This is a genomic window from Arthrobacter sp. StoSoilB13 (genome assembly GCF_019977255.1).
In the GTDB taxonomy this organism is placed as follows: Bacteria; Actinomycetota; Actinomycetes; order Actinomycetales; family Micrococcaceae; genus Arthrobacter.
Genome location: NZ_AP024647.1, coordinates 1245207 through 1265265, shown reverse-complemented (window position 1 = coordinate 1265265; position 20059 = coordinate 1245207). Strand labels below are relative to the sequence as shown.

Here is a 20059-nt window from a genome sequence, read left to right as displayed (position 1 = left end):
CGCGATTCAAGGAGCACCACATGCGACGCAGTTTTCCTTTGGCACTGGCCGCAGTCCTGTCCATGGCACTTGCTGCCTGCGGCGGCGGGTCAGGCCCGGCTTCCACCCCGGCCGCTGACGGGACCACCACACTGAAGGTGGGTACCATCGGTATCGGATCCGATGCCGCGATCCAGCTCGCCATCAACAAGGGCTACTTCAAGGAACAAGGTCTCAATGTCGAGACTTCCGTTATTGCCAACCCGCCCGCCGGTATTGCAGCCGCCCAGAGCGGCCAGATCGATCTCACCTATACACCCTCCATCCCGCTGCTGAATGCGCTGAGCCAGAACGTGCCACTGAAAATCATCGCTGCTGCTGATGGCTATAAAGACGGCGCAGGGAAATCCAGCGACCTCAACAGGGTCGATGACACAGGGCTCCTGGTCCAGAAGGCATCGTCGATCTCCCGGCCAAAAGACCTCGAAGGCAAGAGCGTCAGCGTCCCGGCCCGCAAGGCACAACTGGAAGTCACCGTCAGCAAGCTCGTCAAGGACGACGGCGGCGATCCCGCGAAGGTGAACTGGATGGTCCTGGATCCTTCATCGGCCCTTCAATCCCTGAACTCGGGACGCGTCGATGCAGCGTCGCTCGTTGCACCTTTCACGTCGAAGGCGATGTCCGAGGGCAACAGGCTGCTGGCATCGCCGGGCGTCGAATTCTTTGAACAGGGCGCAATCGGCCTCTGGGTTTCGGGTGCCAACACCGTGAAATCCAAGGAGAAGGCCTTGCAGGGTTTCAAGGCAGCTATCTATAAGGCCAATGCCTACGCCAATGGCCACATCGAAGAGGCACAGCAACTCAGCGCCGAGATCACCAAGACCCCGCTGGACGTCGTCAAATCAGGAGCAGTGAACTACTGGCCTGAGGACGTCCGCACGGAGGACATTGAAAGGGCCAACAAGAACCTTGCGGACCTCGGTTTCCTGAGTGCACCCGTGAAGCTGCCGGGCGATCTTGTCTTCGGAAAGTAGGCGCGAACCGAACATGGGAGGCTCATTATGAAAGGGTCCATCCGCCCATTGACCTTCAGTGCGCTGGGCATTGCGGCAGCGCTGGTCATCTGGCAGGTCCTTGCCGAGGCAAAGGTGGCAGGAAATGCCCTGCCGCCAGCCACCACTGTTTTCAGCACCCTGGCAACCATCCTGGGGACGGCTACGTTCTGGTCCTCGTTGGGAGCCACGATCGGGATCGCCCTGCTCGCGCTGGCTTTGTCCGCGGTGGCAGGCGTCATCCTGGGCCTGCTTGTCGGGACTTTTGAGACCGTCAGGTTCGCTACCTTGGCGGTGCTGGAGTTCCTGAAGCCCGTTCCGCCCATCGTCATTCTTCCCTTGGCGGTGCTGGTACTGGGCCCAACCGGGGAGATGTCCTTGTTCCTGGTGGTGTTCGGCTGCCTCCTCCCGATCGTCATGCAGACTGTCGACGGAGTCCAGAGCACCGATCCCGTTGCCAGGGACACTGCCCGCTCCTACGGCATGCGCGAGCCCGAAATCCTGGCCCGCGTGGTCCTGCCCAGCGCCATGCCTTACATCGGAACAGCCATGCGGGTTGCTGCCCCGGCCGCCTTGGTGGTCACTGTGGTAGCGGGTCTGCTCGGCGGTGGCCCGGGCCTGGGCCAAAGCATTTACCAAGCCCAGGCGGCCGGTGATTATGCCAGCCTCTACGGCCTGGTGATCGTCCTGGGCGTTCTGGGCCTCCTGTTCCAAGGTGCCACGCGGCTGGCCGAGCGCCGTGTCCTGCACTGGCATGAGTCCTACCGTGAAGTGGTGCCGTGATGAGAAACCCCACAATGAGAAATTGGTTGATCGGCGCCGGAGCGCCCGTGCTGTTGTTGGTGGCTTGGTGGTTCCAGTCCGAGAGCTCCCTTGACCCCTTCTTCCCGCCGTTGCGCACCATCGTTGGCCGGTTCCAGGAGCTCTGGCTCTTTGAGCACTTCCAGTCAGATGTGCTGCTGAGCCTGGGAAACCTGTTCCTGGGATTTGCCATCGCAGCCTTTGCGGGGATTGCCATCGGGTTCGTGACGGCTCTTGTTCCCCCGGTTCGCTGGATGGTGGATCCGTTGATCCACTTCCTTCGGGGAATACCGCCGGTTGCCCTGGTGCCGATCTTCATCTCCCTCATTGGATTCGGCACCCAGATGCGCGTGACCAGCATCGCGCTGGCCGCGCTGTTCCCAACGATGATCGCCACCGTGGACGGTATCCGTGGGGTGGGCAACGACCTCATGGATGTGGCGAGGGTCTATAGGCTGACCCGGAAGGAGCGCGTCCTGAACGTCCTGCTTCCCGCGGCGGCGCCGCAAATCTTCTCCGGCTTGCAGGTCAGCCTTCAGGTTGCCTTCATCGTGATGATCGCCAGCGAGATGCTGGGCAGTTCCCAAGGCATTGGAGCCATGACGCTGCTCGCGCAGCAGAGCTTCATGACAGCGGACATGTGGGCCGGGATCCTGCTCCTGGGCGTCATCGGATTCCTTGTCAATGTCCTCTTCAGCCTGCTCAGGCGCAAGGTCCTCTCCTGGTACATCGGCTCCCGGCGCATGGCGCGTGCAGCATGAGCATCCGACAGGCCCCGAGCCTTTCCACCCGAAACAGAAAGTCCGCCATGGCACAGCAACCAGAAACCCGCATCAACGCGACCACTCCACGGTTGGACGTGGCTCACCTGGCCAAGAGCTACGGGAGTGGCGAAAAATCCCATGCAGTCATCGAAGACCTTACTTTCACCGTGGATGCCGGCGAGGTTGTCTGCATCGTCGGTCCCTCCGGCGTCGGAAAGACGACCCTCCTGAAATGCCTGGCCGGGCTTCATCCGGCCAGCAGCGGACGGGCGGCCATCGATGGCCGTACCATCAGTGGCCCACCGCCGGAAATGGCGCTGGTTTTCCAGGACTACAACCGTTCGCTCATGCCGTGGCTGACGGTCAGGAAGAACCTCGTTCTTCCTTTGCGGCACCTCAAGTTGCCCGCAGCGGAACTGAAAGAACGCTGCGACAGCGCACTGGCCGCCGTCGGGCTTTCCCACGCCGACAACCAATACCCGTGGCAGTTATCCGGCGGCATGCAGCAGCGTGTGGCGATTGCCCGTGCCCTCGCATACCGGCCGGAGATCCTTATCATGGACGAGCCCTTCGCTTCGGTGGACGCACAGACACGCTTCGACCTCGAAGACCTGTGCCTGAAGATCAGGAAGGACTTCAACATGACCATTCTGGTGGTGACCCATGACATCGACGAGGCCGTCTATCTGGCAGACCGCGTTGTGGTCCTGGGCTCCAAGCCGGCCCGCGTCCTGAAGATCGTCGACGTCGACCTGCCGGCTCCGCGCGACCAGATCACCACGCGCTCGCTTCCGGAGTTCGCACGCCAGCGCACGGAAGTGCTGTCCCTCATCAAGAGGCCGGTATGACGCGGGAGCGCGGCAGTGCCGCCAAGGGCAGGCCCAACGTCCTGTTCTTCATCGCGGACCAATTGCGGGCCGACCACTTGGGCTTCGGTGGCAATCATGTCGTCCGGACGCCCAACCTTGATGCGCTCGCAGCCCGGAGCGTGGTATTCGACAATGCGACGGTGGCGAACCCTACCTGCATGCCCAACAGGGCCAGCTTGATGACTGGCCGGTGGCCTTCGGCGCACGGGACGCGCTGCAATGGAATCACGTTGGATCCGTTGACGCAGACTGTTCCCGGATCCTTGGCAGCCGGCGGTTACCGCACTGTGGGAGTAGGAAAACTGCACCACCAAAACATGGGGTGGGAGTTTGAGCCGCACCAGGCCAAGGAGATCCGGAGTACCGATCCGATGCTCCTGGATCCAACAGTTGGTGACGCCCGCCGGCCCGGCTACGCTCCCGGTTGGGATCAGTGGGAGAACCGGGAGGCGCACGATAAACGCTTCATCGGGCTCCCTGCCGACTACTACGGCTACCAACACGTGGACCTCGTCATTGGTCATGGGGACCGGCCCGGAGGCCACTATGTCCATTGGGCCAGGGAACGTGGCGTCGACCCCGAAACGCTGGGAGGTGCAGGCAACTCCGCCAGCCGGTATGGCGGATGGGACCAGGTGTACCAGACAGCCATTCCCCCTGAAGTGCATCCCACCAGCTATGTGGGCGAGAAGGCAATCGAGCATCTGAAGGACGCGGCGGGCCAGGACCAGCCCTTCTTCATGTTTGTCTCCTTCCCTGATCCCCACCACCCCTTTTCACCCCCGGCAGGCTACTCGGACCTCTACGATCCTGGTGCGTTGCCCCTGCCGCTGGGATTCGACCAGGATCACTCGGCGTCTCCGGCGCATATCCAGGCAATGATGGAACACCGGGGCCATCCGAACCCGGACCCCACCATGACCTGGGCAGCAACGGAGGAACAATACAGGCATGCGGCGGCGGCACAATACGGCCTGATCACCATGATGGACGAGCACATCGGCCGAATCCTGGATGAGCTTGATCGCCAAGGCCTGGCCGAGGACACCATCATCGTTTTCACCAGTGACCACGGAGACTTGTTCGGGGACCACGGCCTCATGCTCAAACACTTTGTCCACTACCGTGCGGTGACGAATGTTCCCTTGATCGTGCACGTTCCGGGCATCCCGGCGGCCCGCACCCAGGCCCTCGTTTCCAGTGCCGACCTGGCACCAACCTTGCTCGAGCTCACCGGTTCGACGCCCTACCGGGGTATCCAGGGCCGTTCCCTGGTTCCTCTGCTGCAAGGATCTGCGCAGAGGCACCGGGATGCTTTGCTGGTGGAGGAAGAGCAGCCATTCGGACTCGATGGACTCCCCGGGCCGGTGAGGATGCGGACGGTCATCACAGCAGAGGGCAGGCTGACGCTTTACTTCGGTACCGACGTCGCCGAACTGTACGATCACCGCACAGACCCAGGCGAACTGCTCAACCGGGCCGGTGATCCTGCCTTCGCCGGGTTGGAGGGGCGCCTGCTGCGGGCAATGCTGAACGAGATGGCTGCCGTGGCAGATGAAGGCACAGCTCCGACGGCGGCAGCCTAGTCATTTGCCGGGCATTTCACCGTTAGTGGCTGTTGCGGTAGCCGGTGGGGGAGTTGCCGAACGCAGCCCGGAAGATCCGGCTGAAGTGGGCTGCGTCAGTGAATCCCCACCGCGCCGCAATGGCCGTGACCGGTCGGTCTGCCAGGACAGGGTCCAGGAGGTCGCGCCTGCAGCGTTCGAGCCTGCGCTGCCGGATGGATGAGGCCACGGTGGTGCCGATCTCCTGGAAAAGATCGTGCAAGTGCCGGGTGGAGATGTAGTGGGCGGCGGCTATGGTTCCCGGGGAAAGTTCGGGGTCACCCAGATTGGCCTCGATGTAGTCGTGGATCCGTCCCAGAAGGAGGAGGTGGGGATCGCGGCCGGTCTCGATGAGCTGGTCCAGTTCGCCGTTGAACAGGGTAGTGACGAGATCCAGTGCATTGTGGACCAGGCGGAGGCCATTGGCCCCTGAAAGGGCTTCGAGGTTATCGGCAAGCCTGACGAGGAAGGGGCTGATGAGCTCGCCGAGGCCTTCATTCCCGGGTATCCGGAGGGCGGTTACGTGGCCCATGGCTTCGGCCGGCAAGTCAAGGAGGACGTGCGGGAACATCAGCACCAAAGTGCGGAAGTCGTCGTCGAACGTTAGTTGGTAAGGGCGGGAGGTGTCATAGATGGCGAGGTCCCCGGGACCGAGCACGGCTTCGCGTTCGTCCTGAACCAGGCGGCCAGAGCCGGAGAGCTGGATGCTGAGCTTGAAGAACCGTCCGGTGGACTTGGCGATCAGCTCAGGCGTTCGCAGGACCGTATGGGGACCAGCCGTAACTTCGACCACGGAAATTTGCCCCAGGACCCTGGCCCGCATGGTCCCGTGGAAGTGGTTGTCTTTGGGATGTTCAGGGCCTTTGGCCAGTAATGGCACGAAGGATGCTGAGATGGCCCGGCTCCATTCCTGGAATGAATCCGCCACCACTGTGTGCACGGTTGCGGGGCCGGTCTCAGCCGCGACGGTCATCAAATTCCCTTTCAATGCCCGCCGTACCTGATGGCGCCGGTACTGAATGCCACCAGCGCGGACGTGAGCTTGCCCACGATTCTACACCGGGGGACTTTACGCGGGCTGTGCTTGCGTGCACTGACAAACACCTTGCCTTGTGAGACAAGTCACGCGGTGCCTTGGCGGAGGAAGATTGCGAATGACCGACACCGTGCCGCGCAATCTCCGTCCGGCACCGAGGCAGGAGCACAACCAATGAGCGTGGATAACCCCGTTAAGCGCAAGATCGCAGGGCCCGCAGACACCAAGAGGCGTCTGGGCGTCCCGGCCGTGACCTTCATGATTATTGCGGCCTCCGCGCCGCTGACCGTCCTTGCGGGCGGGGTGACCACCACCTTCGCTGTCACCGGGGTGACAGGAGTCCCGCTTTCGTTCCTGATCCTCGGCGGGATCCTGGCACTGTTCGCAGTAGGGTACGCGGCTATGAGCCGTTATGTCACCAACGCCGGCGCCTTCTACGCCTACATTGCCCAAGGCATTTCAAGGCCGGCCGGTGTGGGAGCCTCGCTGGTCGCCTTGATGGCCTACAACCTTATGCAGGTAGGCATCTATGGGCTCTTCGGCTTCACAGTCTCCTCACTGCTCTCGGCAAGGCTCGGCATCAGCGTTCCCTGGTGGATCCCAGTGCTGGTCTGCATCGCAATTGTGGGCTGGCTGGGAGTCAACCGGGTGGATCTCTCGGCAAAGGTGCTGGGCGTCCTGGTGGCCCTGGAATTCCTGGTGGTCATCGCCTATGACGTCATCAGCCTGGCTGTGGCACCTGAAGGAGTCTCTGCAGGCTCGTTCAGCCCCGAAAGCCTGTTCGTCCCCGGCATCGGCGCAGTCCTTTCCTTCGGAATCGCCGCCTTCATGGGCTTTGAATCGGCGGCCATCTATGGCGAAGAGTCAAAAGATCCCCAGCGCACCGTTGCCCGTGCTACCTTCGCAGCGGTTGCCATCATCGCCCTCTTCTATGCCGCCTCCGCTTGGGCAATGACCGTCGGTGCAGGCCCATCCGCAGTCATTGAAACAGCCACCAACAGTGGCCCGGACATGATCTTCGCCTTCCTGGGCACCAACGGAGGCGTGCTGTTGAGTGATATCGCGCAGATCCTGTTCGTGACCAGCCTTTTCGCCGCCTTGGTCAGCTTCCACAACGCAGTGGCGCGATACTTCTTCTCGCTGGGGCCGGGAGCGCGTCATCCCACCGTTCTTCGCAGCAGTCCGCACAGAGAGTGGCGCACCCTTTGCGGGGTCGCTGGCGCAAACGGTGATTGCCGTCGTCGTGACTGTTGCCTTCGCCATCGCGGGATCAGGTTCTGAACTTGGTGAACTGTATCCCGTGCTGACCATGTTCACCTGGCTGACAAACAGCGGTGCCATGGGGCTGGTCCTGCTCATGACCGTAGTGTCCGCCGCAGTGATTGGCTTCTTCCGCCGGAACCGGCATGGTGCCAGCCTGTGGGTGCGGGTTGTTGCGCCCGGCCTTGGCTTTGTTTTCCTGGCGGTAGTGTTTGTGCTCATCCTTGCCAACTTCAACGTCCTTCTCGGCCAGACGGAATCGACGGCGGCAACATTCGTCCTGCCGCTGGTAGTGCTGCTGCCGGGCCTGGTGGGAATTGCGTGGGGGCTGCGCCTGCGGCGCTCGCAGCCCGGGCTCTATGCCCGGATCGGCCACGGCTCCGAAGACTGAGACTGTTTCGAAGACTGAGACTGTTCCGTACGCGGAAGCACCGCACGAAAGAAAGCCCCGGCGGGTGACCAGTTCAAATCTGGTGCCGGGGCTTTCTTTCGTGTCTTGTTGCTTCGATTGATTCGAGCCGGGCCAGCTACACCGAAGGGTCAAGCTCCGGGCTGTGGTGGGTGATGCTGATCAACCGGCCGTGGGCGCCGAACGTGAAATGCACAGGCTTGGTGCCAGCCTCATCCCAGCCGAAAAGGCTGCCATGTGAGCGGATTGCTTTGGGGCTCCGATGATCGGCTATGGTCACGGAGCCGCACGGGATGACCTTTTCGCGCCAGGTAAAGACGAAAATTCCGGGCCGGATTTCGAAGACGGTATTGGAATCGGTGTCTGCGAGGCCCCGCTCCGGTCCGGCGAGGCACTGCCAGGTGTACCAGGTAGGGCTGAGGTAGATGTGTTCGTAGGCGTGGGCATCGCTGTACACCCATTCGACGCGCCGCCCGATCAGGCCTGTGCTCTCCGCGATGGCTGTTCCATTGGCGCTGAAACCCTCGAGGGTTCCAGCGCGGAAATCGTGCTGGACTGCCGTTGAGCCGGGGGATGCGTGTCCCAGAAGAGCGCCGACGTAGAGCGCGCGTCCGTTGGCGAGGTCCAGGATCAAGGAAACGGCGAGGCCTTCCTCCACAGGACTGTGCCATTGGGCGTAGTAGAGCTCATCGGCTACGAGGAAGGCCTCATAGGATGCCGTCCCGCTGTTTCCAGCCGCAGCCCATTGGACTTCTTCGTCATCAAAGCTGAACGTCATGGGCACGCCATCGCTGCGGACGGCAAATTCCCGTCCCGCCAGATCCTGGACGGTGGGGGCTTTGTTGGCATCGAAGCCGGGCGCCAAACCGTCCAGGGGCAGCCAGTTGGAGGTATCAAGAAGATTCAGGCTCATGGGTTCCTTCTCAGTGCTCGAAGAAGGACAGGAAATTCCTGTCCTTCTTCGAGTATTGGGTTCCCGCGGCTGTGGGTCTTGTGCTGTGGGGCAGGGCACTTGACCCAGAAGGAATGCCTGGCCTGCGGAAGAGGGGTTCAGGCCAACTGGCTCTCGATGCGCATGGCGCTGGCAGCCAACTCCTTACCCACGGCGTCGGCGTCCTGGTCGAGGCGGATATAGACGACGGCGATTGCGGCCGGCCGTCCGCCCGGGACGTGGATGGGAGCGGCGATTGATGACAACCCGGCGATCACTTCATCGTGGCTGGTGGCGTAGCCGATGCGTCGGGCTTCGTGCGCCTCGGGGCGGTAGGGGATACCTGCTCCTACCTGACGCCAACGGTCCTCGGTCATGGTCGATTGGATGGCGATGCCGGGTGCGCCAATACCTATAGGGTGGCGGCTTCCGGGATGCTGGGCGAGTGCGGCGCCTGAATGCCGGGGTTCCACGGTGACCAGCGTGACGCATTCCTGGTGGTCCCAAACGGCCAGGAAAGCGGTCATGTGCAGGGTATTCGCCAGCTGGGTGAGCTCTGGAAGGGCAGCTGTTTGCAGGTTGCTGGAGACCCCACGTGCCAGGACGGCCAGTCCGGGGGCCGGGCTGGACGCGGCCTGAATCGTCCCTGATCAACAGCGAGTGGTCTTCCAACGTCCGGAGGATGCGGTAGGCAACAGAACGGTGCACTCCCAGGGCTTCGGCGAGTTCAGCAATGCTAAGCGGGCGTTCGGCTTCGGCAAGGATCTCCAGTGCACGGATTCCCCGTGAGAGGGTTTGCGACGGCGGCGCCTGGGTTGCTGCTTCCTGCGGACTTTTGACGTCGCTGCGGGGACTCATGCAAACCATCCTATGTTGGCGGGTGACGGCATGCGGCGGTCAACTCTTGTGTTGCACACCTCATCAAGATATCGTTCCATATACGAATTGACTATTCAACTATAGAACAATTGTGTTCTTGAGCAGCATTTTTCCCGTCGTGGCGGGTTAAATGCTGTGCGCTGGGTCACGGTATGTAGTAGTCTTTCCTAACTGACCGTTCTGTCGGTTAATGCCAGCCATGCACCGACCAGTCACTCTCACCCCTGGAGTTCCAATGACCGCAACTTCCACTGTCGACTCTGCGTCGGGCCCAAGCAGTAAGCGCGAAGAGCGCCGGGTCCTGGCAGGGACTTTGGTCGGCACCACCATTGAGTGGTACGACTTCTTCATCTTTGCCCAGCTCACGGCAACGCTGTTGTCGCCGCTGTTCCTGACACCCCTGGAAAAATCGAACCCCGGAGTGGCGCAAATTCTGTCCTTCGCCACCATCGGCATCAGCTTTCTCTTCCGGCCATTGGGGGCATTCGTTGCCGGACACCTCGGCGACAGGCTGGGACGCAAGGCAGTCCTGGTCATGACGCTTGTCATGATGGGGGCGGCGACGGCCCTGATCGGCGTGCTGCCCACCTACGGAACAATCGGGCTTTGGGCCCCGATTCTGCTGATCACCCTTCGGGTGGTCCAGGGCTTCTCGGCCGGTGGTGAGTGGGGCGGCGCCGCCCTGATGGCTGTAGAGCATGCTCCGATCAGCAAGCGCGGACTCTTCGGTGCTTACCCGCAGATCGGCGTGCCCATCGGCATGATCCTGGCAACCGGCCTCCTGTTCTTCCTGCAGTCGGGCATGTCAAAGGAAGACTTTGCAGCCTGGGGTTGGCGCGTGCCGTTCCTGCTCTCCGTGGTTCTGATCGTGGTGGGCTACCTCATTCGCCGCGCAGTCGGGGAAAGTCCGGTCTTCAAGGAAATCGCGCAGCGCAAGGCCGAAAGCAAGGCGCCCCTGAGCGAGCTGTTCCGGAATAACAAGAAGGAGGTCATCCTCGCGGCACTGATCTTCATCGCCAACAATGCCGCAGGCTACCTGTTGATCGCCTTCTTTATCTCCTACGCCACCAAGGCGCTGAAGATGCCGGCGCCCCAGGTCCTCCTGGCCACCACGGTTGCCTCCTTCGGGTGGCTCATCTTCACCATGGTGGGAGGCTGGCTTTCGGACAAGATTGGCCGCGTAAAGACGTTCCTGCTCGGTTACGGCCTGGTGTTCGCATGGATGATCCCCATGTTCGCTTTGATCGATTCCAAGGACATCCTGCTCTACGGAATAGCTTTGTTCGTCCTCACCATCGGGCTTGGCTTGTCCTATGGGCCAATGTCAGCGATGTATGCCGAGATGTTCCCTGCCCACGTCCGCTACTCGGGAATCTCCATCGGCTACGCCTTGGGCGCCATTCTCGGCGGGGCCTTCGCCCCTTTGATTGCCCAGGCTTTGTTGGACGCCACCAAGTGGTCCGGATCAGTGGGCCTGTACATCATGGGCCTGTGCATCGTCTCAGCCGTGGGAGTAATTCTGGCCAAGGAGACCAAGGGCCGCCCCCTCGGCTTCAGTGTTCATCACTAGGCTCACAACAGATCCAGTCCAAGCAACAGATCCAATCCCAGCAACGCAGTGATTCTCCGGGCGGGCACGGTTGTAAAACCGGGCCCGCCCCGGGCGTTAAGCAGCTATTTCGCCCTTGGGGCCTCTGCACCTTCCAGCTGCTCCACGACGTCGTGATCCGTCAACTGTTCAAAACGCTCATAGAAGGCCCCAACAGCATGGAATTTGCCCGGCGTGTGCAGTGCCATCACGAAGTCGCACACCCGTGCCAAGGATGTTGCGGCTTCCAGAGAGGCCACGGGAACGGCGGCGACCACCGTGCGGGCACCTGATGCCCGCGCGGCTTCCACGGCAGCACGCATGGTGGCGCCGGTAGCCAGGCCATCGTCCACCAGAATGACGGTCTTATCTCGAAGGTCGTTTTCGATTCCAGGGTATTGCCGTGCGCGCCGAAGTAGTTCGGCGCGTTCATGTGCCTCTACTGCATCCAACGCGGCCTGGCTGATGCCATGGGCCAGGACATGTTCCTTCAGCGGCTTGTTGACGATGCGGACGACGTCGCCCTGGCACCACGCAAGTGCGCCGTAGGCAGTCTCCTCGCGTCCAGGTATCCCCAGTTTGCGGACCAGGATGGTACCGAAGGGCAGGTACAACGCGGAGGCAGCCGCCACAGCCAGGGGGACACCTCCGCGGGCCAGGCCAAGGACGATCGTGTCTGGCCGTTCCCTGAACTGGGGGAGTCCTTCGGCCAGGCGCCGGCCGGCTTCCGCCCGGTCCTTGAAACGCATGCCCATTTGCCCCACTTCCACGTAATTTGGCTGCTTCCAGCCTACCGTTCAAAGCTTGCCGGGTGAGGCATCCGCTGGAAGCATGGGCTTGTGAACAAGCCCATTGGATATTGGATCAAAAGGCTCGACGCCGCGCTGGAACTCCAGCTTGATGCCACTCTGGCCCGGGTCAAGCTGAGCCGGCGGCAGTGGCAGGCCCTGGGCACTTTGGCAGAGGGAACGGTCCGTCCTGATGAGCTGGATGATATCCTGCGCCCGTTCTGGGGCGATGACGCGCGCCTGCGGGAGCGGGAGCTTGCCTCGTTGGTGGGCAGGGGCATGATCACGATGATTGATGACCGCCTGGCGCTCAGCGAGCTCGGCCGCGAAAAATACCACGAGGCCCTCCGCTATGTGGAAGCCGCCCGCCAGGACCTTTCCATGGGCATAGGAATCGATGAATATGCCATGGCCTTGAGCGTCCTGGAGCGAATGAGCCTTAACGCGGAGCGGTTGAGCCGTTAGCGCCGGCCGGCGCAATCGCTACGCGCCCAAGATCACTACCCGCCCAGGATCACTACACGCTCAGGAACTCGATGGCCGCGTCCTTGAAAGCCCGGCTGGTGATCACGTTGGTGTGCGTGCGTCCCGGGACCACCAGGGTCTCCACCATGGCACCGCGCTTGCCGGCAATGGACGCAAGCTCAGGCATGGTGGCCGCGCGATCGTCTTTCTCGCCGGCAACCAAGAGAATGGGCACGTGCGGGGCAGCTTCGGCAGGATCGAAGGGCTCACCCTTGATGGCCTCGATCAGCGAAAGCATGGCGAACAGGTCATTGCTCGGCAGCAACTGTGCCATCTTAAGCAACCCCGCAGTGGACTGGTCCTCAATAGGTGTGCCATCGGCCAGGTGCCGCTGGGCGGCGGCGAGGTCGAAGGCTGCCAGGGGATCCGCTGAACTCGGTCCGCCCAGGACGATCCGGTGAACCAGGTCCGGCTGTGTCGCGGCGAACTCCCAAGCCAGCCGGGATCCCAACGAGTAGCCCACGATGTCCAGTCCCGTGGAAGGATCGCCGTCGCGCAGAGGCCGCGCGCCGGCGTCGGTCACGATCTGCAGGAGGTCGGCGCGGATCCGGCTGGGGGTGTAGGAATCCAGGTCCTCGGGGGAATGGCTTTGGCCGTGACCGGGAAGATCCACGGTGATGACCCGACGGCCGGCTTCCTGCAGCGTGGTGATCCAGCCACTGTCCGCCCAGTTGAGCTTGCTGGATGAGGAGAAACCGTGGATCAACAGGACGGGTCGCAGTCCGGCATCGGTGGCTGGTTCATGCACTTCAACGAACAATTCGGGGTCGGTGCCCTCAACTGTGTGCCTGTGCTGTTCCACGGTGTGCCTGCCGGTCATCATGTCAGTCCTCATCGAGTACGGCGCTCAGGCGGACCCGGCGCTTGGGTGCTTCGTCCTTTGGAACAGTGCCCACGATCCCGGCGGTGTCATCCGGTACCTCGAACACGATCAGCGGTTCGCCGACGTTGATGGTGTCACCGGGCGCCCCGTGAATACGCACCACTTTACCTGCCTGGGGGCTGGGCAATTCGAGGGCCGACTTGCTTGTTTCGAGCTCGACGAGGGGTTGGTTGCGTTCCACCTGTTGGCCCGGTGAGACCAGCCAGTCCAGCACGGTCGCCTCGATGAGGCCTTCGCCCAAATCGGGGAGCGGGAAGGAAATTTCAGCCACGGCGGTACTCCAGTACGCGTTGGATCCCAAAGAGGATGCGGTCGATGTTCGGAATGTATTCGTCTTCGAGGTCGCCGGAGGGATAGGGGACGTCGAAGCCGGTCACGCGCTCCACCGGAGCCTTCAGCGTGTCGAAGCAATGCTGCGTGATGAGTTGGGCGACCTCGGCACCAAGGCCTGAGGTCAGGGGCGCTTCATGGACGACGACGGCGCGTCGCGTCTTACCGACGGACGTCGCCAGGGCTTCGGCGTCGATCGGCTTCAGCCAGCGCAGGTCCAGGACCTCGACGTCGATGCCGTCCTCGGCAGCAAGTTCGGCAACCTGGAGGCAGCGGGCCACCATGGCACCCCATGCGACGAGGGTCAGGTGTCGGCCTTCCCGAACCACGCGGGCTCCGGTGGGCCTGCCGCCGTCGGACGCCTCTGTGCCGGGAGTCGCGGAGGTGACGTCCACTGGACCTTTCTGCCAGTAGCGGGACTTGGGCTCCATGAAGATGACAGGATCCGGCCGCGTGGCAGCGTACTTGAGGAGGTGATAGGCGTCGTGCGGGTTGGAGGGCGAAACCACTTTCAGCCCGGGAACGTGCGCAAAGAGTGCTTCGAGGCTTTCGCCGTGGTGTTCGGGGGCGCGGATTCCGCCGAAGCTGGGAACCCTGAGCGTGATGGGCATCGGGAGCGTGCCGCGGCTGCGGTAGTTCATGCGCGCGATCTGGCAGATGATCTGGTTGATGGCCGGGTAGGCGAAGCCGTCGAACTGGACTTCCGGGATGGGGTGGAAGCCCGCCATGGCCAGGCCCACCGACATGCCCAGGATGCCGGACTCGGCCAGTGGAGTGTCAAAGACGCGCTCCTCGCCGTGCTTGGCCTGCAGGCCATCGGTGATACGGAAGACGCCGCCGAGGCGGCCGCAGTCTTCGCCGAAGATGACAGTCTTGGGATAGTCGGCCAGGATTTCGTCCAGTGCGCGGTTGAGGGCCTGCTGCATGGACATCTGCAGAACGGGCGCAGCCGTGTCAGTCGCGGTCCCCGGCGCTTCAGTGATCGTCTCAGACATGTTCGGACTCCTTGCGCCACGCTGTGGCCTGGGATTGAAGGGTGGACGTTGGTTCCTGGAAGACCAGGCTGAACATTTCGGCCCCCGGTCGTGGGCCAAGGGCCTCGATACCCGAACGAATGGCTTCCTCTTCCTCCTCGGCTCTCCGTTGTGCTTCGGCGAAAAACGCTGCATCCGCTACTCCGTCGGCGAGCAGGCGCTGCCGGAGCCGCTCAAGGGGATCCTCGCCCGCGCCGAGCCGTTCCTCATCCAAGGTGCGGTAACGTCCGGGGTCGTCCGCCGTGGAGTGGGGCCCGCGGCGGTAGGTCATCGCTTCAATGACAACCGGCCCGTGACCCGCGCGGCAATGGGCGAAAGCCGAACGGGTGGCCTCGAAGACTGCGACGACGTCGTTGCCGTCCACCTGCAGCGAAGGAATTCCGTATCCAGCCGCGCGCGCAGCGACTGAGCCGCCGGCAACCTGGCGCTCCGTGGGGACGGAGATCGCCCAGCCGTTGTTCTGGATGAAGAAGACCACTGGCGCCTTCATCACAGCGGCAAAGTTCATGGCCTCGTGGACATCGCCCTGGGAGGATGCTCCATCGCCGAAGTACGTCATGGCAACGCCGCGTTCGCCGTCGGGCTTTCCGGAAAGGGTTTGGCCGTGGGCCCAGCCGACAGCATGCAATACGGATCCCGCCACTACAGCCTGGATGGGAGCGAAGCGGGATTCCAGCGGGTTGTACATTCCGCCATGCCACGTGGCTTTGTGCGTGGACATGTAGCCCACCATGTCCAGGCCCATTGCCCGCGCCACGCCCATCTCGCGATATGTGGGGAACACGAAGTCCATGGTCCGGTCAACGGCGTATCCGCTGCCTACCTGCGCGGCTTCCTGGCCCAGCTGGGGCGCATAGCCGGGGATGATGCCCTGGCGCTGCCAGGCGACGGCTGCTGTGTCCAGGTGGCGGACAGAAGCCATCAGGGCGTAGAGCTCACGGAGCTGTTCGTGCGTGAGCGGCGCCGCATCCTCATCGACGGCGGCGAGCAGGTGTTTGGTAGTCATGGCTGTGACCCTAGTCACCGCCAGTGGGTGTGCGCAATCAGCTCAGTTTCAAGGAAACACTTTGTACAATTTGGATACGCAAAGAGGTCCTGTGCAAAACAAATTGCGCAGGACCTCTTGGTTTCAATAGGCAGGTAGCTACTTGATGTGCACGGGCTGCTTACCGGCCTTCGCCTTGGCGTTGAGGAAGCATCCGGCGGCGATAACCAGGATCAGGATGAACGTACCGATCAGCTGGCCGGCGCTCTCAGGGTTGGCAAAGCCCACCACGAGGATGATGCCCAGCAGGACGATCCCCACGACCGTAAGCACCGGGAAGCCCTTCATGCGCAGCGGCAGCTCGGTTCCTTCGCGGTCGGCCCTGCGGCGCAGGATGAACTGGGAGACCAGGGCAGTGCCCCACACCACCAGGCACGTGGACCCCACGAGGTTCAGAAGCGCAGGCAGTACGTGCTCGGGGAAGAGCAGTTCCAGGACGGTCGCGATGAAGCCGAATGCAACGGAAATCCCGACGGCGGCCACCGGCACCTTGGAGCCGCTCAGCTTGGACAGGAAACCAGGAGCCTCGCCGCGCTCGGACAGGGAGAAGATCATCCTTGAAGCGCCGTAGAGGTTGGCGTTCAGGGCTGACAACAGTGCGACGACAGCGACGAGCGTGATCGCAGCGCCCGCTCCCGGGATACCGGCGAGGTCCAGTACGCCGGCGAACGGGGACTTCAGGCCGTCGGAGCCAACGGGAAGAGCCGCTGCGATGACGAAAACCGAGCCGATGTAGAAGACCAGGATGCGCCAAACCACCGTCCGGATGGCCTTGCCGACGCTGTGCGCGGGGTTCTCTGTTTCAGCAGCGGCGACGCTGACGATTTCCGTTCCGCCGAAGGCGAAGATCACTACGAACAAAGCAGCTGCGATTCCGCCGATTCCGTTGGGGGCGAAGTCTCCGAAGGCCGAGAGGCCCGGCGAGGCAACGTTGGGCAACCAGCCGAACAGCAGGGCTGCCCCGATGAGGAGGAAGATGACGATTGCCGCGACTTTCAGAATCGCGAACCAGAATTCGAACTCGCCAAAATTGCGTACGCCCACGAGGTTGATGCCGGTGAACGCCACCATGAACACCAGTGCGAGCACCCACACCGGAATCACTGGCCAGACGGTAAAGAGCAGGCCCTGCCGCGCCAAGGGCTTCGGCTGCGATGACCACCACCAGTTGCAGCCACCAGAGCCAGCCAATGGTGCCGCCGGCGGTCTTGCCCATGGCTTTTTCGGCGTAGACGGAGAATGCTCCGCTGTTGGGGTTTGCGGCAGCCATCTCGCCCAGGGCCCACATGACCAGGATGATCAGGGTACCCGCTACGAGGTAGGAGATCAGGACCGCCGGTCCGGCGGCCTGGATGCCTGCGCCGGAGCCGAGGAAGAGGCCTGCTCCGATGGCGCTTCCGAGCCCCATCATGGTGAGTTGGCGTGGCTTAAGTGAATGGCCAAGGCCGGATGTTGGCGCAGGAGCCGCGATGGACTTCGTTGTCATACGTGTCTACCTTCTATGGATTTCATACTTGGTGTAGCGAGCCGGCCTCTTGGGCTGAGCAAGCTGGGCGTCGACGACGCAGCAAGAGCCGTGGAATAATTCTCGCAGTTTGTAAGATACATCACTTTTTGCTGTGGCGATGTGATGGGTAAGAATCCCCGGGGACAGGAACTTTGATGCTGGTCGATGCGCTTGATGCAAAAATTGTACGTTTCTTCACTGATTCGCCGAGGTCTTCCGTCTTGGAGGCCTCCCGTGTGCTGAGGGTTGCCAGGGCTACGGTGCAATCCCGGATTGACCGAATGATCGAGAACGGAGTGATCGGCTCCTGGGTTCCGCAGCCGGATCCTGCCAACTTCGGCTTCCCCGTGGTGGCATTCTGTTCGGTCACCATCACCCAGGAGATCGGTCACGACGCCATCATCCAGAGCCTGAGCGCCATCCCGGAGATCATCGAAGTGCACACCGTGACGGGGAATTCGGACCTCATGGTGCGTATCGCAGCCCGTTCCAATCCGGACATGCAACGCGTGTTGGACGCCATGATTGCCACCAAATCCGTGGTCCGTTGTTCGTCCGTCATTGTGCTCAACAGCCACATCCAGGGCCGGACCCTGCCGCTGATGGAAGCCGCCGCCAAGTCAGTGTGACGCAAAGCATTTTGCCTACAGGCTGCGGAGTCGTACCATTAGTTCTAGTCATAGTGACTTTAACTCAGGTTCCAGTGCGTGGAGGACGATCTCCAGGCGGCGACAAAGCGAGGTGAACGCCGTGAATCCGATATCAGCCAACGTTGCTGAACGCCGCCTGGCGCCGCCGTCGTTGGCCATTTCGACGGTGATTTTCGCCCTCCGTCCCAGCGAAAAGTCCGGCCGTCCCACGCTGTGGCTTCCGCTGGTCCGTAGGATCCGCGAGCCCTACAAGGACATGTGGGCGCTGCCGGGCGGTCCTTTGGCGCACGACGAGTCCCTTCAGGACGCAGCATCGCGCAACCTCCGGGAGACAACGGGTCTGGCGCCGCAATACCTTGAGCAGCTCTACGCTTTCGGCGGCCTGCACCGATCACCCAGCCAGCGGGTCGTCTCGATCGTCTACTGGGCCCTGGTCCAGCCGACCGAAGCCGCCCTCGCGGACGAATCGGAAAATGTGCGGTGGTTCCGGGCAGACAGGCTCGGCGAACTCGCCTTCGACCACAACGCGATCGTGGACTACGCACTCTGGCGGCTCCGCAACAAAATGGCCTACGGTTCCATCGCCTACCACCTGCTGGGAGAGTTCTTCACGCTCGCGCAGGTCCGCGAAGTCTACGAGGCCGTCCTGGACCGTCAACTGGACCCGGCGAACTTTCGCCGGCACATCAAAGCCACACCGGAAATTGAAGAAACCGGTGAATACCTGCAAGGCGGAAAACACCGTCCGCCACGCCTCTACCGCTTCACCGGCACGCCCGGCCTCGGGCCAGATAACAGGAGTACACCATGAGCAGCGTCAACACTGCCGTCCAGCTGATCACACGGGAGGAAGCCGAGAAGGGGCTTTCCGCCGCCGGATCCACCTGCAGCCCGGCCCTGGCCAAAGGCCCCTGGGAGTATGACCTTGCCGAGGCACTTGCCGGTGCCCCCGCCTACGGACCAGGAGCCTCCAGCAGCGACGTCGCTCCCAAGGAAACGCCGCGCCAGGGACAGCTCCCGGACGAGTACAAGCGGGCAACGGATGCCGAACTGGATGCCCGGATCCGCGCTGCCAAAAAGACGCTCGGGGACCGCGCCGTGATCCTGGGCCACTTCTACCAGCGTGACGAAGTGATCCAGTACGCCGACTTCGTGGGTGACTCTTTCCAGCTGGCCAACGCTGCGCTGACAAAGCCCGACGCCGAAGCCATCATCTTCTGCGGCGTCCACTTCATGGCAGAGACTGCGGACATCCTGTCCACGCCGGAACAGGCCGTCATCCTGCCGAACCTCGCGGCTGGCTGCTCCATGGCGGACATGGCTGATGAGGACTCGGTAGAGGAATGCTGGGAACAGCTCGAAGAAATCTTCGGCACGGACACTGATGCCCAGGGCCGCGTTCCGGTCATCCCCGTCACCTACATGAACTCCTCCGCTGCGCTGAAGGCCTTCTGTGGCCGCAACGGGGGAATTGTCTGCACGTCCTCCAACGCCAAGGTTGTCCTGGAATGGGCCTTCGAACGTGGGCAGCGCGTCCTGTTCTTCCCCGACCAGCACCTGGGCCGCAACACGGCAAAGGCCCTCGGCGTCCCGCTCGAGCAGATGCCCATGTGGAACCCGCGCAAGGAACTGGGTGGCAACGACGAACAGACGCTGCTGGACGCCCGCGTGATCCTCTGGCACGGCTTCTGCTCGGTCCACAAGCGCTTCAACGTAGGCCAGATCGAGAAGGCCCCGCGTCGATTTCCCCGGCGTGAACGTAATCGTGCACCCCGAGTGCCCCATGGAGGTCGTGGATGCCGCGGACTCCGCCGGTTCCACCGACTTCATCAAGAAGGCCATCGCTGCCGCCACCGAACCCACCACGTTCGCCATCGGTACGGAAATCAACATGGTGAACCGGCTCGCTGCGGAAAACCCACAGCACACGATCTTCTGCCTGGACCCCGTGATCTGCCCCTGCTCCACCATGTACCGCATCCACCCCGGCTACCTCGCATGGGTGCTGGAGGAACTCGTCGAAGGACGCATCGTCAACCGCATCACCGTGGATGACGCCGTGCAGGAAAACGCCAAAATTGCGCTGGAGCGCATGCTGGCCGCCAAGCCTGCCTAACCCGCTACC

The 20059-nt window shown here is 62.5% G+C and carries 16 protein-coding genes and 4 pseudogenes; 11 read left to right on the top strand and 9 right to left on the bottom strand.

What is annotated here, in order from left to right; genetic code table 11:
• Positions 1 to 20: 20 nt before the first annotated feature.
• From LDP01_RS05975 to LDP01_RS05955, 5 genes are read left to right on the top strand one after another with little or no spacing between them, the layout of a single operon-like run.
• Positions 21 to 1013 carry an ABC transporter substrate-binding protein gene (locus LDP01_RS05975; RefSeq protein ID WP_224090899.1) on the top strand — a complete coding sequence of 331 codons (993 nt, stop codon included), beginning with the start codon at positions 21 to 23 and terminating at the stop codon, positions 1011 to 1013.
• A gap of 27 nt (positions 1014 to 1040) precedes the next feature.
• Entirely contained in the window at positions 1041 to 1814 is a 774-nt protein-coding gene (locus LDP01_RS05970) for an ABC transporter permease (RefSeq protein WP_224090898.1), read from the top strand.
• On the top strand, positions 1814 to 2593 hold the full coding sequence (locus LDP01_RS05965) for an ABC transporter permease (protein ID WP_527249058.1): 780 nt from the start codon (positions 1814 to 1816) through the stop codon (positions 2591 to 2593). Before LDP01_RS05970 ends, LDP01_RS05965 begins: the two co-directional genes overlap by 1 nt.
• Positions 2590 to 3444: an ABC transporter ATP-binding protein gene (locus LDP01_RS05960; protein WP_224090894.1), complete on the top strand. Its 855-nt coding sequence runs from the start codon at positions 2590 to 2592 to the stop codon at positions 3442 to 3444. The genes LDP01_RS05965 and LDP01_RS05960 overlap by 4 nt, the downstream gene beginning before the upstream one ends.
• Positions 3441 to 5051 carry a sulfatase-like hydrolase/transferase gene (locus tag LDP01_RS05955; RefSeq protein ID WP_224090892.1) on the top strand — a complete coding sequence of 537 codons (1611 nt, stop codon included), beginning with the start codon at positions 3441 to 3443 and terminating at the stop codon, positions 5049 to 5051. The genes LDP01_RS05960 and LDP01_RS05955 overlap by 4 nt, the downstream gene beginning before the upstream one ends.
• A 22-nt stretch (positions 5052 to 5073) precedes the next feature.
• Here LDP01_RS05955 and LDP01_RS05950 read toward each other — a convergent pair whose 3' ends face one another.
• Positions 5074 to 6042, bottom strand: coding sequence for an AraC-like ligand-binding domain-containing protein (locus tag LDP01_RS05950; protein ID WP_224090890.1), 969 nt, complete (start codon positions 6040 to 6042; stop codon positions 5074 to 5076).
• Positions 6043 to 6279: 237 nt separating this feature from the next.
• Between LDP01_RS05950 and LDP01_RS05945 the strand changes: the two are divergent.
• Positions 6280 to 7756: pseudogene (locus LDP01_RS05945) on the top strand (amino acid permease).
• Positions 7757 to 7892: 136 nt separating this feature from the next.
• Here LDP01_RS05945 and LDP01_RS05940 read toward each other — a convergent pair.
• Positions 7893 to 8687, bottom strand: a complete 795-nt coding sequence (locus tag LDP01_RS05940; RefSeq protein WP_224090889.1) for a MoaF C-terminal domain-containing protein — start codon at positions 8685 to 8687, stop codon at positions 7893 to 7895.
• Between the two features lie 137 nt (positions 8688 to 8824).
• Positions 8825 to 9572 (bottom strand): annotated as a pseudogene (locus LDP01_RS05935) (IclR family transcriptional regulator).
• A gap of 247 nt (positions 9573 to 9819) precedes the next feature.
• Here LDP01_RS05935 and LDP01_RS05930 point away from each other — a divergent pair.
• Positions 9820 to 11154, top strand: a complete 1335-nt coding sequence (locus LDP01_RS05930; RefSeq protein WP_224090888.1) for an MFS transporter — start codon at positions 9820 to 9822, stop codon at positions 11152 to 11154.
• A gap of 104 nt (positions 11155 to 11258) precedes the next feature.
• Here LDP01_RS05930 and LDP01_RS05925 read toward each other — a convergent pair whose 3' ends face one another.
• Positions 11259 to 11942, bottom strand: a complete 684-nt coding sequence (locus LDP01_RS05925) for a phosphoribosyltransferase (protein WP_224090887.1) — start codon at positions 11940 to 11942, stop codon at positions 11259 to 11261.
• Positions 11943 to 12011: 69 nt separating this feature from the next.
• Here LDP01_RS05925 and LDP01_RS05920 point away from each other — a divergent pair, with 69 nt between their 5' ends.
• Positions 12012 to 12425 (top strand): winged helix DNA-binding protein, encoded by a 414-nt coding sequence (locus LDP01_RS05920; RefSeq protein WP_224090886.1) that lies wholly within the window; start codon positions 12012 to 12014, stop codon positions 12423 to 12425.
• A 52-nt stretch (positions 12426 to 12477) separates the two neighbouring features.
• On the opposite strand, the gene LDP01_RS05915 is transcribed toward LDP01_RS05920, so the two are convergent.
• From LDP01_RS05915 to LDP01_RS05895, 5 genes and pseudogenes are all read right to left on the bottom strand, one after another.
• Entirely contained in the window at positions 12478 to 13308 is an 831-nt protein-coding gene (locus LDP01_RS05915) for an alpha/beta fold hydrolase (protein ID WP_224090880.1), read from the bottom strand.
• A gap of 1 nt (position 13309) precedes the next feature.
• Positions 13310 to 13639: a biotin/lipoyl-containing protein gene (locus LDP01_RS05910; protein ID WP_224090878.1), complete on the bottom strand. Its 330-nt coding sequence runs from the start codon at positions 13637 to 13639 to the stop codon at positions 13310 to 13312.
• On the bottom strand, positions 13632 to 14693 hold the full coding sequence (locus LDP01_RS05905) for an alpha-ketoacid dehydrogenase subunit beta (RefSeq protein ID WP_224090876.1): 1062 nt from the start codon (positions 14691 to 14693) through the stop codon (positions 13632 to 13634). The genes LDP01_RS05910 and LDP01_RS05905 overlap by 8 nt, the downstream gene beginning before the upstream one ends.
• Positions 14686 to 15738 carry a thiamine pyrophosphate-dependent enzyme gene (locus tag LDP01_RS05900; protein ID WP_224090874.1) on the bottom strand — a complete coding sequence of 351 codons (1053 nt, stop codon included), beginning with the start codon at positions 15736 to 15738 and terminating at the stop codon, positions 14686 to 14688. The genes LDP01_RS05905 and LDP01_RS05900 overlap by 8 nt, the downstream gene beginning before the upstream one ends.
• A 138-nt stretch (positions 15739 to 15876) precedes the next feature.
• Positions 15877 to 17263: pseudogene (locus tag LDP01_RS05895) on the bottom strand (amino acid permease).
• 176 nt (positions 17264 to 17439) lie between these two features.
• Here LDP01_RS05895 and LDP01_RS05890 point away from each other — a divergent pair.
• The 3 genes and pseudogenes from LDP01_RS05890 (at position 17440) to nadA (ending at position 20050) form a co-directional block, all read left to right on the top strand.
• Positions 17440 to 17913, top strand: a complete 474-nt coding sequence (locus LDP01_RS05890; RefSeq protein ID WP_216923913.1) for an Lrp/AsnC family transcriptional regulator — start codon at positions 17440 to 17442, stop codon at positions 17911 to 17913.
• Positions 17914 to 18025: 112 nt separating this feature from the next.
• Entirely contained in the window at positions 18026 to 18745 is a 720-nt protein-coding gene (locus LDP01_RS05885) for an NUDIX hydrolase (RefSeq protein WP_223933379.1), read from the top strand.
• Positions 18742 to 20050 (top strand): annotated as a pseudogene (gene nadA / locus LDP01_RS05880) (quinolinate synthase NadA). The gene LDP01_RS05885 and the pseudogene nadA overlap by 4 nt, the downstream one beginning before the upstream one ends.
• The last annotated feature ends 9 nt before the right edge of the window (positions 20051 to 20059 follow it).

What these genes read in the sequence shown, in the direction of transcription:
- LDP01_RS05975 (WP_224090899.1), top strand. Translation starts at nt 21, where the DNA reads ATGCGACGCAGTTTTCCTTTGGCACTGGCCGCAGTCCTGTCCATGGCA.
- LDP01_RS05970 (WP_224090898.1), top strand. Translation starts at nt 1,041, where the DNA reads ATGAAAGGGTCCATCCGCCCATTGACCTTCAGTGCGCTGGGCATTGCG.
- LDP01_RS05965 (WP_527249058.1), top strand. Translation starts at nt 1,814, where the DNA reads ATGAGAAACCCCACAATGAGAAATTGGTTGATCGGCGCCGGAGCGCCC.
- LDP01_RS05960 (WP_224090894.1), top strand. Translation starts at nt 2,590, where the DNA reads ATGAGCATCCGACAGGCCCCGAGCCTTTCCACCCGAAACAGAAAGTCC.
- LDP01_RS05955 (WP_224090892.1), top strand. Translation starts at nt 3,441, where the DNA reads ATGACGCGGGAGCGCGGCAGTGCCGCCAAGGGCAGGCCCAACGTCCTG.
- LDP01_RS05950 (WP_224090890.1), bottom strand. Translation starts at nt 6,042, where the DNA reads ATGACCGTCGCGGCTGAGACCGGCCCCGCAACCGTGCACACAGTGGTG.
- LDP01_RS05940 (WP_224090889.1), bottom strand. Translation starts at nt 8,687, where the DNA reads ATGAGCCTGAATCTTCTTGATACCTCCAACTGGCTGCCCCTGGACGGT.
- LDP01_RS05930 (WP_224090888.1), top strand. Translation starts at nt 9,820, where the DNA reads ATGACCGCAACTTCCACTGTCGACTCTGCGTCGGGCCCAAGCAGTAAG.
- LDP01_RS05915 (WP_224090880.1), bottom strand. Translation starts at nt 13,308, where the DNA reads ATGATGACCGGCAGGCACACCGTGGAACAGCACAGGCACACAGTTGAG.
- LDP01_RS05905 (WP_224090876.1), bottom strand. Translation starts at nt 14,693, where the DNA reads ATGTCTGAGACGATCACTGAAGCGCCGGGGACCGCGACTGACACGGCT.
- LDP01_RS05900 (WP_224090874.1), bottom strand. Translation starts at nt 15,738, where the DNA reads ATGACTACCAAACACCTGCTCGCCGCCGTCGATGAGGATGCGGCGCCG.
- LDP01_RS05890 (WP_216923913.1), top strand. Translation starts at nt 17,440, where the DNA reads ATGCTGGTCGATGCGCTTGATGCAAAAATTGTACGTTTCTTCACTGAT.